The 13,155-nt window shown below is 61.3% G+C and carries 13 protein-coding genes; 10 read left to right on the top strand and 3 right to left on the bottom strand.

The genetic code is table 11. The annotated features are described in order from the left end of the window. Positions 1–29: 29 nt before the first annotated feature. From AEAC466_RS35680 to AEAC466_RS35700, 5 genes are all read left to right on the top strand, one after another. Entirely contained in the window at positions 30–1,475 is a 1,446-nt protein-coding gene (locus AEAC466_RS35680) for a caspase family protein (protein ID WP_023458669.1), read from the top strand. A gap of 210 nt (positions 1,476–1,685) precedes the next feature. After that, positions 1,686–3,347: a S41 family peptidase gene (locus AEAC466_RS35685; RefSeq protein WP_023458670.1), complete on the top strand. Its 1,662-nt coding sequence runs from the start codon at positions 1,686–1,688 to the stop codon at positions 3,345–3,347. Between the two features lie 9 nt (positions 3,348–3,356). Continuing rightward, positions 3,357–3,731, top strand: a complete 375-nt coding sequence (locus AEAC466_RS35690) for a hypothetical protein (RefSeq protein ID WP_235074299.1) — start codon at positions 3,357–3,359, stop codon at positions 3,729–3,731. Between the two features lie 79 nt (positions 3,732–3,810). Beyond that, positions 3,811–5,451, top strand: coding sequence for a Na+/H+ antiporter (locus tag AEAC466_RS35695; protein WP_023458672.1), 1,641 nt, complete (start codon positions 3,811–3,813; stop codon positions 5,449–5,451). A gap of 6 nt (positions 5,452–5,457) precedes the next feature. Beyond that, on the top strand, positions 5,458–5,853 hold the full coding sequence (locus AEAC466_RS35700; protein ID WP_155913678.1) for a hypothetical protein: 396 nt from the start codon (positions 5,458–5,460) through the stop codon (positions 5,851–5,853). A gap of 61 nt (positions 5,854–5,914) precedes the next feature. On the opposite strand, the gene AEAC466_RS35705 is transcribed toward AEAC466_RS35700, so the two are convergent. From AEAC466_RS35705 to AEAC466_RS35715, 3 genes are all read right to left on the bottom strand, one after another. Continuing rightward, positions 5,915–6,355 (bottom strand): VOC family protein, encoded by a 441-nt coding sequence (locus tag AEAC466_RS35705; protein WP_023458674.1) that lies wholly within the window; start codon positions 6,353–6,355, stop codon positions 5,915–5,917. After that, the gene (locus AEAC466_RS35710) at positions 6,352–6,864 is read right to left on the bottom strand and encodes a hypothetical protein (RefSeq protein WP_023458675.1); all 513 of its coding nucleotides are present in this window, start codon (positions 6,862–6,864) and stop codon (positions 6,352–6,354) included. Before AEAC466_RS35710 ends, AEAC466_RS35705 begins: the two co-directional genes overlap by 4 nt. 84 nt (positions 6,865–6,948) lie before the next feature. After that, a complete protein-coding gene (locus tag AEAC466_RS35715; protein WP_023458676.1) occupies positions 6,949–8,103 on the bottom strand; it encodes a phosphotransferase in 1,155 nt (384 codons plus the stop codon). A gap of 426 nt (positions 8,104–8,529) precedes the next feature. Here AEAC466_RS35715 and AEAC466_RS35720 point away from each other — a divergent pair, with 426 nt between their 5' ends. From AEAC466_RS35720 to AEAC466_RS35735, 5 genes are read left to right on the top strand one after another with little or no spacing between them, the layout of a single operon-like run. Then, on the top strand, positions 8,530–8,850 hold the full coding sequence (locus AEAC466_RS35720; RefSeq protein WP_031238981.1) for a hypothetical protein: 321 nt from the start codon (positions 8,530–8,532) through the stop codon (positions 8,848–8,850). Continuing rightward, positions 8,837–10,273, top strand: coding sequence for a phage terminase large subunit family protein (locus AEAC466_RS43800; protein ID WP_155913680.1), 1,437 nt, complete (start codon positions 8,837–8,839; stop codon positions 10,271–10,273). The genes AEAC466_RS35720 and AEAC466_RS43800 overlap by 14 nt, the downstream gene beginning before the upstream one ends. After that, positions 10,273–11,607, top strand: coding sequence for a DUF1073 domain-containing protein (locus AEAC466_RS35725; protein ID WP_023458679.1), 1,335 nt, complete (start codon positions 10,273–10,275; stop codon positions 11,605–11,607). Before AEAC466_RS43800 ends, AEAC466_RS35725 begins: the two co-directional genes overlap by 1 nt. Positions 11,608–11,610: 3 nt before the next feature. After that, positions 11,611–12,711, top strand: coding sequence for a DUF2213 domain-containing protein (locus tag AEAC466_RS35730; RefSeq protein WP_023458680.1), 1,101 nt, complete (start codon positions 11,611–11,613; stop codon positions 12,709–12,711). Next, positions 12,711–13,148 (top strand): structural cement protein Gp24, encoded by a 438-nt coding sequence (locus tag AEAC466_RS35735; protein WP_023458681.1) that lies wholly within the window; start codon positions 12,711–12,713, stop codon positions 13,146–13,148. The genes AEAC466_RS35730 and AEAC466_RS35735 overlap by 1 nt, the downstream gene beginning before the upstream one ends. Positions 13,149–13,155: the final 7 nt, after the last annotated feature.

The following is a 13,155-nucleotide window of genomic DNA, read 5'->3' on the forward strand; positions in this document are numbered from 1 at the left end:
CTTCGGCACTATAAGTCGGGAGGTTAGAAATGGCCAAAAGTTTGGCTTTTGTAGTAGGAATCGCCAAAGCGCAAAAAGACGGCTTCGGACCGCTCACAGCGTGTGAAAAGGATGCAGTCGCAATGCGTGAACTGCTCCAAGCGACCGGCCGCTTTCACGTCGAAATCGCTATAGATGTCTCAGCTGCGAGCCTCAAAACGATTATCCGAACGCAGTACGACAAACATGAAGCAGTCGAAGAAGTCCTGTTTTATTTTAGTGGCCACGGCGAGTCGCTTAGAAGCGCTTCATATATGGTTTTTGATGGGTATAATGTCGCGAGCCCCGATTTAACGGGGATTGCTCTTTCAGATTTAATAGATTTACTGCGACCTTTTTCAGCTGATCGAACTGTGCTCATTGTCGATGCCTGTTTTTCGGGTCAACATCTAATTAAGTCGAGCAACCCAACCTTTGCAGTCCAGCATCAACTCAAGTCTCTTTGGTTCTTCGCCTCTTCAGGGGACAAAGAGGAGACACCAGCAGGTGCTGAGCTCAGCCCCTTCACCAATGGATTCATAGAAATAATTGCCCAAATCCCAGGGCCTGAGATTTACTATATGGATATTGCGAGCGGACTGCGCACTGTATACGGCACCGAAGCTAACATATCGCCGACCGTTAATATTGCCAGTGATGTACGCCAGATGTTTTGTCCGGACAAAGCCAGTTTGCAAACAGTTTTGGACAGGTATGCTAGCCCTGAATCCGCCGGTGATGATACGGAGCAGGAACATGACCAACAGCTTGAGGAGCTAGCTCTTGTCGAGTCCGAATCTGTGTCGGACCTGCTTATTTTGTCAGAATATGAAGCCAAGTTAACAAATGAAACTCAAGCACAAGAGTTGCTTCAGACGATACAATCGAATATTGTGACCCGCGTTGAGACGACCAATACAGTAGCGGAGTTTTATACTTTTAAACTTGAATCTAAGGACCATTACGACTCTGTCCACGATCACGAAGCCATCGTGAGCGCGTTAAAGAACGCGAAGAGACCTGATCGTTTTGTCGAGGCAAGAAGCGTTCGACGCGAGAAGAAGCCGAAACGATCCATTTGGGAGTTTGCCCCATTTGCCAACGTGCTAGAGGCTAAAGAATATGAAATCGAATATATATTGGTAAATCACTCATCGATTAAACGTGTGCATTTCCGACTACTTGCAATACCCAAATTCGGCGCTCTGCGTAGAGGGGTGCTGGAAATCGTGTTCGCTCCGTCCTTAGAGCGTTGCTTTGTATATTCGAGGTTTGCCTTGCAGTGGCGGTCAGATTTTGAAGAATTCGACAATTCCTCGGGATTGAGTGATTGGAGCAGACATGTTGTGGGTTGGGACGGGCTTCCGTCTGACTTGATCGACGAAATGGCTTCGGGTCTTTGTCATCGAATTTCTGATCATGTTCGCGCAGTTTCTGACGAACTGTCGCGGAGGTAATATCTCCATTTCCGGAAGAGTGCATCGGGATATGGGACCTTTATGCCGGTGTGCCAGGTCCGTTTCAGTCGTAAGCTGAAGACGAAGAGCCTCACTTTTTTGTCAGTATACCGGTGTTTTCGCACCTGTGGCAAAAAATAATCGCGATCCGGGTGCGGCGGGATAACGCCCCTCTTGCGGGCGAGAGATAATCGTGATCATCTTCGGTTTATGATGAAAACAGGGTTCAAAAACATCGCGGGGGCGCTCGCGCTCGTGGTCGCTGCGGCGATGCTGGTGTCATGCGGTGGCGGCGGGGGCGGGGGGACGTCCATTCCGTCTTCGGGCGGGGGGTCCGGCGGCGGCGGCGGGTCTGGCGGCAGCAGTTCGGGCTGGGTTTCCGGGGTGTTTCAGGCGGCCAGCCTGTTCAAGGACAAGTGCCAGAGCCCGCGTTCAGGCGTGGACAGCGAAGGCAATGCCTTCCCCGACAAGGTGGGGATGCTTTCGGACGAAAAGAACTGGCTGAGGTCGTGGACGCACGAGACTTATCTGTGGAACACGGAGGTCTACGATACGGACCCCAGCCTGCCCGGTGCGGTTCTCGACTATTTCGGGATATTGAAGACCCAGGCCAAGACGGCTTCGGGCAAGGATAAGGACAATTTCCATTTCAGCCAGCCGACGGCGGATTATCTGGCGCAGCGTAATTCGGCGGCGACCGCCAGCTATGGCGCGAGCTTCACCATTATTTCCGGCACGGCGCCGCGCGATGTACGTGTCGCCTTTACCGACCCCGGTACGCCGGCGGACGATGTGGTTGGCGGCCAGAAAAACCTTATCCGCGGGACGCAGATATTGAGCATCAACGGGATCGATCTGGTCAATGGCGGGACGACGCAGGCGCAGGTCGATCAGTTGAACCAGGGGCTTTTCCCGCCGACGGCCGGGACGACCAACACCTTTGTGGTGCGCGATCCGGGCAGCTCGGTCACGCGGACCATTACGCTGACGTCGCAGAATCTGGTGTCCAAGCCGGTGAACCGCACCAAGGTGCTGACCGATGGGTCTGGGAACAAGGTGGGTTATATCCTGTTCAACACGTTCAGCCCGTATTCGAGCGAAAGCGATCTGGTGTCCGCGATCTCGACCTTGCGCGACGCCAATGTGAGCGATCTGGTGCTGGATATACGCTATAATGGCGGGGGGCTTCTGGCCGTCGCGTCGGAGCTTGGCTACATGGTGGCGGGCAATACGCGCACCACCGGGCGGACGTTCGAGCGGCTCAGTTTCAACGCGGCGGCCGGGACGCGCAATCCGGTGACGGGCGAGACCAATTCGCCGGTGCCTTTCTATAACAGTGCGCAGGGGTTCAGCGTGACGGCGGGGACGGCGCTGCCCACGCTTAACCTGGGGCGGGTGTTCGTGCTGACGACGGGATCGACGTGCAGCGCCAGCGAGGCCGTTATCAACGGTTTGCGCGGGGCGGGCGTGGAGGTGATCCAGATCGGCGGCAAGACGTGCGGCAAGCCTTACGGTTTCTATCCGCAGGACAATTGTGGCACGACCTATTACAGCATACAGTTCAAGGGCGTGAACGATGTCGGGTTCGGGGACTATGCCGATGGGTTCGTGCCGGCCAATTCCACCGAAGCCAATGGCGTCAAGGTGCCGGGTTGTGCCGTGGCGGACGATTACAGCCGCGAATTGGGCGACAGCGCCGAAGGGCTTTTGAGCGCGGCCTTAGGGTACGGCACGGCGGGGAGCTGTCCGGCGGTATCGACCATAGTGGCGAAATCGGGCGCCAGCAGCGGGGCACGGGTGTCTTCGCCCGCCTTGTCTCCGCCGGTCCGCTTTATCATGGACACCAATCGCGACATGACCCGCATACGGTAGGAGGCGCCAGTGAACCGGTCATTGCCAGTTATTGCGGTGGCGATTGCGGGGGCGCTTATGGGCGGGTGCCAGAGCGTGGCGGCCGCCGGTCCTCCTGTGCCGGCGACGGTCGATATGGACGATGCCGGGACGCGGGCGGCGGTGACGGCGGTGCTGGCCAAGGCTTTGGGGCGGGCGCACGTCGAACTGGGGCCCGGGGCGTCGGCGCAGACGGCGACGGTGAGCGTCTTGCCACCGCCGCTGGGGCCGTATGAAACCCATTCGACCGCCATGCCGGTATTGTTCGATATCGTCACGGCGGGGCGCGCGTGCCGGGCCGTGCGGCGCGATACGCAGGCGGTTTACGATCTGACCGGCATCGCGTGTACGCCAGCGGGGCGGTAAGCGCAGCTTTTCCATTTTGGCTTTTGGGGCCGGCTTTTCCCGGTTGATCGGGCAGGGCGGCGCGGGCTATAGATCCGGCATGGAAAGCGTTACTCTGTCTCTGTTTCTGATGGTTGCGGTCGTGGCCAGCGGATGGTTGTCGCGGATGTCGCCGGTGCTTGTGCCGACGCCTTTGGTCCAGATCGGTCTGGGGGCGGTGATCGCGGTCACGACAGGGGCGGCGGTCGATCTCAAGCCCGACGTTTTCTTCCTGTTGTTCCTGCCGCCGCTGCTGTTTTACGACGGGTGGAAGATTCCCAAGGAAGGGTTGTTCCGCGACAAGGGGACGATCCTGCAACTGGCGCTTGGGCTTGTGGTGCTGACGGTGCTGGGCCTTGGGCTGTTTATCCGCTGGATGATCCCGGACATGCCTTTGGGGGTGGCGTTCGCCCTGGCCGCCATTCTGTCGCCGACCGACCCGATTGCGGTGTCGGCCATTGCGACGCGCGTGCCGATCCCTAAGCGATTGATGCATATTCTGGAAGGGGAGGCGCTGCTTAACGACGCGTCCGGCCTGGTGTGCATGCGGTTTGCGGTGGCGGCGGTGCTGACCGGCAGTTTTTCGCTGGTCGATGCGTTCGGCACCTTCCTGTGGGTGGCGGCGGGCGGGATCGGCATCGGGGTGGCCGTTACGTGGGTGATCACCCGGCTGAAGGGGATAATTTCGCGCCGCATCGGCGAGGATACCGGTTCGCAGGTGGTCATCAGCCTGCTTATCCCGTTCGGGGCTTACCTGCTGGCCGAAGAGGCGAATTGTTCGGGCATTCTGGCGGCGGTGGCGGCGGGCATTACCATGAGCTATGCCGAGCAGAGCGGGCAGGTCATGGCCGAAACGCGGGTGCGGCGAAACGCGGTGTGGGATACCATCCAATATACGGCCAATGGCATCATCTTCGTGTTGCTGGGTGAGCAATTGCCGAGCATAGCGGCGCGGGCGGCCAATGTGGTGCGCATGACCGGGCATAGCGATCCGTTGTGGCTGGTCGTCTACGTCGTCGGCATCAATCTGGCGCTGATCGCATTGCGGTTTTTGTGGGTGTGGGTGGCGTTGCGGTTCACCCTGTTCCGGGCGGCGCGCAAAGGGATGGCTGTGCGGCGGCCCAGCCTGAGGCTTGTCGCGGCGACGTCTCTGGCCGGGGTGCGCGGGGCGATTACGCTGGCCGGTGTTTTGACCATTCCGTTCATGTTGCCCGATGGGGCCGCTTTTCCGGTGCGCAACCTGGTCATATTCCTGTCGGCGGCGGTGATTGTGGTGTCGCTGATCCTGGCTAGTGTGGGTTTGCCGTTCCTGTTGAAGGGGCTGGAGTTGCCGCCGGAACCGCAGGCTCAGGCGGAGGAGGATGCGGCGCGGGCGGCGGCGGCCGAGGCTGCCATTGTGGCGATAGAGCAGTTTCAAAGGGCGATGGCGGTGGGCGGGCGCGAAAGCGAGCTTTACGGGGAGGCCGGGGTGCGGGTGGTCGATCTGTACCGCAGGCGCATTGACGGTCGGCATCTGGGCGGGGCGGAAGGGGCGCGATTAAAGCAACTGGAGGAGGCCGAACGGCGGCTCAGGCTGGCCGGCATTCGGGCTGAGCGGGAGACGTTTTATACGCTCAGCCGGTCGCGCGAGTTGTCCGACGAAACGATGCGCAAGCTGGTGCGGGAGGCTGACCTGGTGGAAGCCCGGTTGACGAGCGGGTAGAATGGCGTGTTGATAAAGGCTGAGTTGGAAGCCGAATTCGGTTGCTCTTTGGTGCAGGTTTACTCTGACAGTCATGTTCTTGTCTGGCTGGCCGACGACCGGCGCGCGGTCCGGTTGGTTTTGACCTCCCGGAATATGGAAGCGCCGCAAAACCTGGAATGGTACCAAACCGTTGCAAGGGGCGCCTTAATGGATGGCGTGAACTTTGTGCTGAAGCGGCCGGATAGGTTCATCGAGGAAAAAGCTGGCCGCACGGGGTCAGGCGTTTCCTATCGCCTTGTGGCGGAAAATGTCTCCGTCACAGACCGCAATTTGAAAGCTACAGCTTATGATCCGATAGTGCTGGAGCAAGTCAGGCTTAAGGTGAATAACACGTTCGAACGGGCGGTCGGCTGGACGTGATGTATGGCGAGCAGGCCCCGTTCGTTTCTTTTCGCTTGGTGCTGAGTGGGGCGACTGGATTTTAGTCCGCCTTGTCCATCTGGGCGAAGTGGAGCAGGATGCCGGCCGGATCGATGACGTGGGTCACGAGCGCGCCATAGGCTTCGCGGCGCGGCGGGTTGACCTTCACTTCGTCGAAGCCGCCTTCGGTTTTTACCCGTAGAGCCGTGTCGTACCAGGCCTTAGCGTCGTCGACGACCAGGTGAAGCATGGTGTTGTGAGCCCAGGCTTCGACGAAGGCGTTTTGCAGGAACATATGGGACGCGCCCAATTCCATCAGGGCCAGGTCGGCGTCCTGATAGACCGAGGTCCAGCCCAGGCGGGTGTAAAAGTCGATTGAGCGGCGGAAATTCTGTGTCGCCAGGAAGGGGCGCTGGTCGAGTATGGCGGGCATGATGGGCTCCTTTGGCGTGGTGGTCGGGGCGATGATGGAGATGGCGTGAGGGGGCGGTTCTGGCGTCACGGCTCATTATTTTGATCGACAAGGTCAGACCAGAAGCGGATGCGGCGCGCGGTATTCGGCAAGGCTTTATTGGGCTGTTCGCCCAGTTCTCGCGCCACATAGTCGGCCAGGTCGGTGCCGTAGATGATGATGTCCGACTGATAGATCGAGAATACGGGGTTGCCAACGCTGTTCGGTTCGGCGGGCAGGTAGCGATGGCCGAAGAGGGGGATCAGTTTCGGCGCGGCGGTGACCAGGGCTTTGAGCGCTTCGGCGCGTTCCTGAGGTGTGTCGGGCCGTTCGCCCCAGGATGTCGGCCACAGGGCGTTTTGTTCAACGTCGAAGATCAGGCCGTCATAGGGCCAATCCAGCATTCCGCGAAGAGTGGGATTGTCGGTGCGCCAGTCGTAGGTTTCAAGCCAATGGTCGTTCGACAGATAGGCGATCAGGTCCGGGGGAAAGGTCAGATCGTAGAGGGTCTGAGCGCGGTCGAGCTCCGTCAGGGTGTAGGCGCGTCGGGGGCTTGTCATGGGCGGTATCTCCTGGGGGCGCGTGTCGTATGGTCTTTTACAGTCAGCCTTGGAACGCCGAATTGCGAAGCGCCTGTCCTGAAGTCAGGTTTGGAAGGCAGGGTATTTTGCAAGCGGTTTGCTATCCGGCCAAATTTTTGACAGATGGGCAAGCCAAGCCGCCATGACGACACCGGACTGCGGAAATAAGCCTGAGCGGTCACAGGCTTTAATTGCGGCCTTGAGGTACCAGAGTATTCGACTGCGTCGGGTTGCTGTGCCCCAGATATTGTCCTCGTCCAAAGCTTGATTGAGCATCCAAGTGAGGCTGAATAGCGCCCTTGCGACTGTTACCAAGGTGATTTCCCTCTCAAAAATATGGTCGCTCAATGCAACGGGAAATACAGCCGCCAATTCATTTCTGTAGACGCATTCGATTCTCTGCGCGACGTCTTCGGGGATGACACCGGCACACCAGCAGGATGGGAAGCCGATGCGCCAATATACGGCGTCGAGCAGCATATGGCCGGGGGCGGAAAATTCAAAATCGATGAGCCTGGCGACGCCATTGTCCAACAATAGGTTGTCCGGACATCCGTCGGCATGGACGAGAGCGAGCCATTCGCCAGGATTTACCAGACGCGAGCGAATCGTCTGCAAATCATCTTCGGGGAATTGAAAGCGGGCCAATGCGGGCGGGGGCTGGTCGAGCCAGGTTGCGCCAACCAGATTAGGGGCGATGGACTTGGGAAATGTCGATGCGACGGCGTCGGCGTGGCGTTGTTGGCAGTTTAGGGTTGCCACATGCAGTTCTGCCATCGCGCGCGCGTACGCCGTCATCGCGGATTCCGCTTCGTCTGCCGTTCCTTCGAGCAGAGGCTTTACGAGCGATGGCAGGTGAGCGCCAAAATCGCTGAAAACGATCAGGCCGTTCTCGGCGTCGCCGGCGAGCAAGAGCGGACATTCGCCGGGTTCATTTCCGCAAAGGATTTGTCTGGCTACCCATTCTTTAGCCAGGCCGGAATCTGCGAAGACGGTCGGCGACGTAGAGCAGAACGAAGTGAGCCGCGTGGTCTTCACGATAACAGGGCGCGACGTCTGGCCCAGTTGGGCCTGCGCCCTGAGGATCAGGTTGCGGCGGTCCTCCCGGCCGATAGGTTCGATATTCAGCAGTTTGGCCGGGACGCCGAACGCACGTGTCAGGGCCGCTTCCGCTAGATCCGCCGCGCCGCGTTCGTCGATAGAGCGATAATTGTCCATCCGTTTCCTGACTGCTTGGTCATGGTCGCCGAGGAGGCGCGCAATTGATCGCATGGCATTGGCTGACGCGAAAGAGCCTTGGTGTGCAAAATGGGGCGATTTGATTGCGGCCTCCTGAGGCGGGTCTGCGTGCGGCGCTTCACACGGAAAGAGGGAGGCGGGGTGCTGCCTTAAGGCCCCCACCACCAACGCGCTGAAGCGCGTCGGTCCCCCGCCCCGCAGGTGGGGCGGTATAGGGGGATTGAAAAAAGTTCACGATACGTTCCATTTTTCGATTGACGGAACGTTCGAAAAATGAGACAAATATGCAGGGTCGGAGATGAGCGCCCACACATTGAAAAGAACAGCCCGCAGCCGTCATTGGCGCGGGCTTTTTTATTACGCTCCAGGCTACCGGCCCACCTGATTTAAATGGAACAGTGAACGATGGCCAGGGGCGTAAAGCGAAGCGGCCCTACGCAACGTGATGCGCACCCAGGTGATGTGCGGGCGGGCGATGTGCGGTCGGTCGCTGCGGGCCATGGCGAGGCGGCGATTGCCACCCTTTACGACATTATGAGCGACGCCGGTCAGACCGCGACGGCGCGGCTGGCAGCGGCCAAGGAATTGCTCGATCGCGGGCATGGCAAGGCGACGGCGGGCGGTGACGCGTTTGTGGCGCCTGTGGAGGCGCTGTCCGCACCGCTCAGCGACGCCGATGCAGACCGGGTGGCAGCGCGGATAAAGCAACTGGATGATGAGTTCTGACGAGATCGAGACGATTGCTTTGCGGCACAAGCTGGAAAGCGATTTCTACTTCTTCGTCCGCTACGCCTATAAACAGACGACCGGCCGGCGGTGGTTGCGCAACTGGCACCATGAGGTGTTGTGCGCGCGGCTGGAGGCGGTGTGGCGCGGCGAGGTCAGGCGGCTGATTATCAACATGCCGCCGCGCTATTCGAAGACCGAGATTGTGTGTGTGCTGTTCATCGCCTGGTGTTTGGCCAAGGCGCCGGACTGCGAGTTCATCAATGTCTCCTATGCCGCCCGCCTGGCCGCCAATAATGGCGCCCGGGCGCGCGACATCGTGGCGGCGGCGTGGTTCCGAACCCTGTGGCCCCGGTGTGGGCTCAAGGCGGGCGCCGCCGCCCGGGACGATTGGCGCACAACGAGCGGCGGGGTCATCTATTCGACCGGCTCCGACGGCACGATCACCGGTTTTGGTGCGGGTAAGCCGCGTGACGGGTTTGGCGGGGCGATCCTGATCGACGATCCGCACAAGGCAGACGAGGCGGCGTCCGACACTATTCGCCAGTCGGTCATCGACTGGTTCGGCAATACATTGGAAAGTCGGTGCAATACGGCGCAGACGCCGATTGTCGTCATCATGCAGCGCCTGCATCCGGAAGATCTGTCTGGGTTTTTGCTCGGCGGCGGCAATGGTGAGGATTGGGAGCATATCTGCCTGCCCGCCATCGGGGCCGATGGCCGGGCGTTGTGGCCGGAGAAACATTCGCTGGAGCGGCTCAGCCGCATGAAGGCGGCCAATCTGCGGGTCTTCACCGCCCAGTATCAGCAGGCGCCGTCTCAGGCGCTGTTGCGCGGGGCGTTGTGGACGCAAGGGCTGATCGATGAGGCATGGCGGCGCGGGCGGCTGGCGGCGGAAACACAAGAGTGGGGCCGGGTGGTCGTCGGCGTCGATCCATCCGGCGGCGGGGACGATGTCGGCATTGTCGCGGTGGCCGAATATGGCGACGGGGCGATTGTGCTGGAAGACGCCACGGTATCGGCCGGCGAAGGGGATACGGCACTGGCGCGGACGCTCCATTGGGCGACGCGCGTGGCGCAGACCTGCCGTCGGTGGAATGCCGACTGCATTGTCGGGGAACGCAATTTTGGCGGCGATATGGTGGAAGCCACGCTACGGGCGGCGCAGATCGAGGATCGCGTCGTCATGGTGACGGCCAGCCGCGGCAAGCATGTGCGGGCCGAGCCGGTCGCCGCCTTTTACGACCAGGGCCGCATGGCGCACCTGGACAGATTTACGGAAATGGAAGCCGAAATGAAGCAGACGACGCCGCTGGGTTATCAGGGTGCGGGATCGCCCAACCGCCTGGACGCCCTGGTGTGGGCGATCCATGAATTGAAGCTGAGATCGGGCTTCGGCTACGGTATGTTGGAGGTGGTGTGATGCTGTTTTTTGACCGTCTCATCAATCTGGTTACTGGGCTGGGGCAGGGCAGCGACAAGGCGGCGGGCAATGTCTTTGGGCTGCGCCGCATCGATGACGCCGAGCTGGCGGCCATGCACCGGTCGGACTGGCTGTCGCGCAAGATCATCGACATCGTGCCCAATGACATGACGCGCGAATGGCGCAACTGGCAGGCTGCGCCGGAGCAGATTGCCGCCATCGAGGCGCTGGAAACCGCGCCGGCCATCACCTTGCGCGCCAAGGTCAATGAAGCCTTGCGCCGGGCCCGTCTGTTCGGCGGATCGGCGCTGTTTTTGGGGATGCGTGACGGCACGCCCGATCTGCCGCTTGATGTCGAGCGGGTGGGGGCGGGCGATCTGCTCTACCTGCATGTGCTGAACCGTCAGGACGTGGCGACGGGGGAACTGGATCGCGACGTGACCAGTCCGTTTTACGGCGAGCCGTCGTTTTACGAGGTACGCGGCGGCAATGGCGTGGCGGTGCGGGTGCATCCATCGCGCATGGTGCGTTTTACCGGCGCGCCGGTTCTGGATGGGTGCGGTGGCCCGCTGGCCTGGGGCGATTCCGTGCTGCACGCCGCCTATGACGCCATTCAGAATGCGGCGTCGGCCCAAAGCCATATTGCGTCGCTGATCCCGGAATTGAAGACCGACATCATCTATGTGCCCGGTCTGTCGAAGCATTTGCAAAACGAGGCGACGACCAAGGCGCTGACCGAGCGGTTCAGCTACGCCAACATGCTCAAGTCCATGTTTCGGTTGACTCTGCTGGAAGGCAATGGCGGCTCGGGCGACAGCGCGCGCGGCGAGAAGTGGGAGCAGAAGCAGATCAATTTCGCGCAATTGCCGGAATTGATGCAGCAATATCTCCAGATCGCCGCCGGGGCTGCCGATATTCCTGTGACGCGGCTTTTGGGGCAATCACCCGCCGGGCTGAACAGCACGGGCGATGGCGATATTCGCAACTATTACGACCATATCACCGCGCGTCAGCGGACCGAATTGGCGCCGCGTCTGGGGCGACTGGACGAGGTGTTGATCCGATCGGCCACGGGCACGCGCGATCCGGCCATTCATTACACCTGGGCGCCGCTGTGGGGCCTGTCGGAAAGCGAGCGGGCGGACGTGTTCAAGACGACGGCCGATGCGGCACGGGTTCTGGCCGGATCGGGGGCGGGGACGCCGCCATTGGTGCCGGTGGCGGCCCTGTCGGCGGCGCTGGTCAACCGTTTGATCGAGGACGGGGTCTTGCCCGGACTGGAAGCGGCGCTGGCCGACATCAGCCCGGCAGATACGGCCACTCGGGAGACATAAGCCATGCAATTTACCGATACAGTGACCGTCGCGGGCGCTCGCCGCCGCGACGACGGGGCGCTATTGGCCGAAGCGCGGATCGCGCGCACCGGCATTCAGCTCTACCTCGGGTCCGAGGTAGGGCGGCCTGAATTCGACCGGGTGCGCGTCTATCGCCCCGGCGCGGAGGTGTTCAGCCGCGAGACCATGGCGTCCGCCGCGCACCGTCCGGTGACCAATGATCATCCGCCGGAACTGGTCACGTCCGCCAACTGGAAGACCTATGCGGTGGGCAATACGGCCGATGAGGTGACGGGCGAGGCGGTCTTTATCCGCGTGCCGCTGATGGTCAGCGATGGCGCGGCGGTGGCCGACATTCAGGCGGGCAAGCGGGAGCTAAGCGCCGGATACACCTGCGATCTCGACTTTACGCCCGGTGTGACCGAGGCGGGCGAGGCCTATGACGCCATTCAGAAAAACATCCGGCTCAACCACGTCGCCATCGTGCGGCGCGGCCGGGCCGGCAGCCAAGTCCGCATCGGCGACGGTGCGGCGTCATGGGGCATTGCCCCGATCACAGCAGACGAAAGGACCCCGGATATGCCGGATACTCTGCGTACCGTTATGGTCGATGGCCAGGCGGTTTCCACGACCGGCCAGGGGGCCGAGGCCATTGAGAGCCTGAAAAGCGCCCTTATGGCGAAAGACGAAGAGATCGGCGCGCTCAAGGCCGGTCTGACGGCGGCGCGTGAAGCCGCCCACGATCTGCGCGATCTCGATGCCCTGGTCGCTGCGCGAAGCGAACTGGTCGCCGCCGTCCAAGCCATCGATGCGCGCATCGAGGTCAGCGGTCGCAGCGATGCCGAATTGCGCCGCGCCGCCGTCACCGCCCGCCTGGGCGAGGAGATGACGCGTGACGCCAGCGACGCCGAGGTGTGCGGCATGTTCAAGGCGATCAGCCGCGCCGCAAAGCCCGCCACGGCCTCAGGCGATCCGTTTGCCGGGGCCGTTCGTGACGGCCTGACCGGTGCGGCCACGCCCGCCACCGCCTACCGTGCCATGACCGTTCGACTGACGTCGGCGTGGCAGACCCCAAACCTGAATAGCTCGAAGGGAGCCGCCTGATGCCCGCCATCCAGTCCACCTATGCCGCCCAGCACGCCCGCTGGGTTGAAGGCCTGGTTCTGACCACGGAACCGAATGTCATTGTCACCCGCATCGCCGAAGACGCCGAAGGCGTCGGGTTCGGCAAGGTCTGCGTCCAGGGCGACGCCGACAATACGATCACGGATTCGGAGCCGTCGAAGAAGTTCGAAGGCATTGCCGTGCTCGACGCCACCCAGCCCAACGGCACCTATGAGCGCTATGCCAGCGTCGCCGTGCTGAAAAAGGGCGTCGTCGCCGTTCAGGCCTCGGTCGCTGTCGCCAAGGGGGACGCCGTTTACTTCGTGCCCGCCACGGGCGTGCTGACCAATGTTTCGACCAACAACACCCTCATCCCCAACGCGCAATGGGACACCAGCACCTCCGGTGCCGGTCTCGCCGCGCTGCGCCTCGCCTAAGGAGCCG

This window comes from Asticcacaulis sp. AC466, from assembly GCF_000495815.1.
Lineage (GTDB): Bacteria > Pseudomonadota > Alphaproteobacteria > Caulobacterales > Caulobacteraceae > Asticcacaulis.

Excerpts from the sequence above, each read along its gene's own strand:
- AEAC466_RS35710 (WP_023458675.1), bottom strand. The coding sequence starts at position 6,864 with ATGACAAGCCCCCGACGCGCCTACACCCTGACGGAGCTCGACCGCGCT.
- AEAC466_RS35735 (WP_023458681.1), top strand. The coding sequence starts at position 12,711 with ATGCCCGCCATCCAGTCCACCTATGCCGCCCAGCACGCCCGCTGGGTT.
- AEAC466_RS43800 (WP_155913680.1), top strand. The coding sequence starts at position 8,837 with ATGATGAGTTCTGACGAGATCGAGACGATTGCTTTGCGGCACAAGCTG.
- AEAC466_RS35720 (WP_031238981.1), top strand. The coding sequence starts at position 8,530 with ATGGCCAGGGGCGTAAAGCGAAGCGGCCCTACGCAACGTGATGCGCAC.
- AEAC466_RS35730 (WP_023458680.1), top strand. The coding sequence starts at position 11,611 with ATGCAATTTACCGATACAGTGACCGTCGCGGGCGCTCGCCGCCGCGAC.
- AEAC466_RS35715 (WP_023458676.1), bottom strand. The coding sequence starts at position 8,103 with ATGGACAATTATCGCTCTATCGACGAACGCGGCGCGGCGGATCTAGCG.
- AEAC466_RS35695 (WP_023458672.1), top strand. The coding sequence starts at position 3,811 with ATGGAAAGCGTTACTCTGTCTCTGTTTCTGATGGTTGCGGTCGTGGCC.
- AEAC466_RS35685 (WP_023458670.1), top strand. The coding sequence starts at position 1,686 with ATGATGAAAACAGGGTTCAAAAACATCGCGGGGGCGCTCGCGCTCGTG.
- AEAC466_RS35680 (WP_023458669.1), top strand. The coding sequence starts at position 30 with ATGGCCAAAAGTTTGGCTTTTGTAGTAGGAATCGCCAAAGCGCAAAAA.
- AEAC466_RS35725 (WP_023458679.1), top strand. The coding sequence starts at position 10,273 with ATGCTGTTTTTTGACCGTCTCATCAATCTGGTTACTGGGCTGGGGCAG.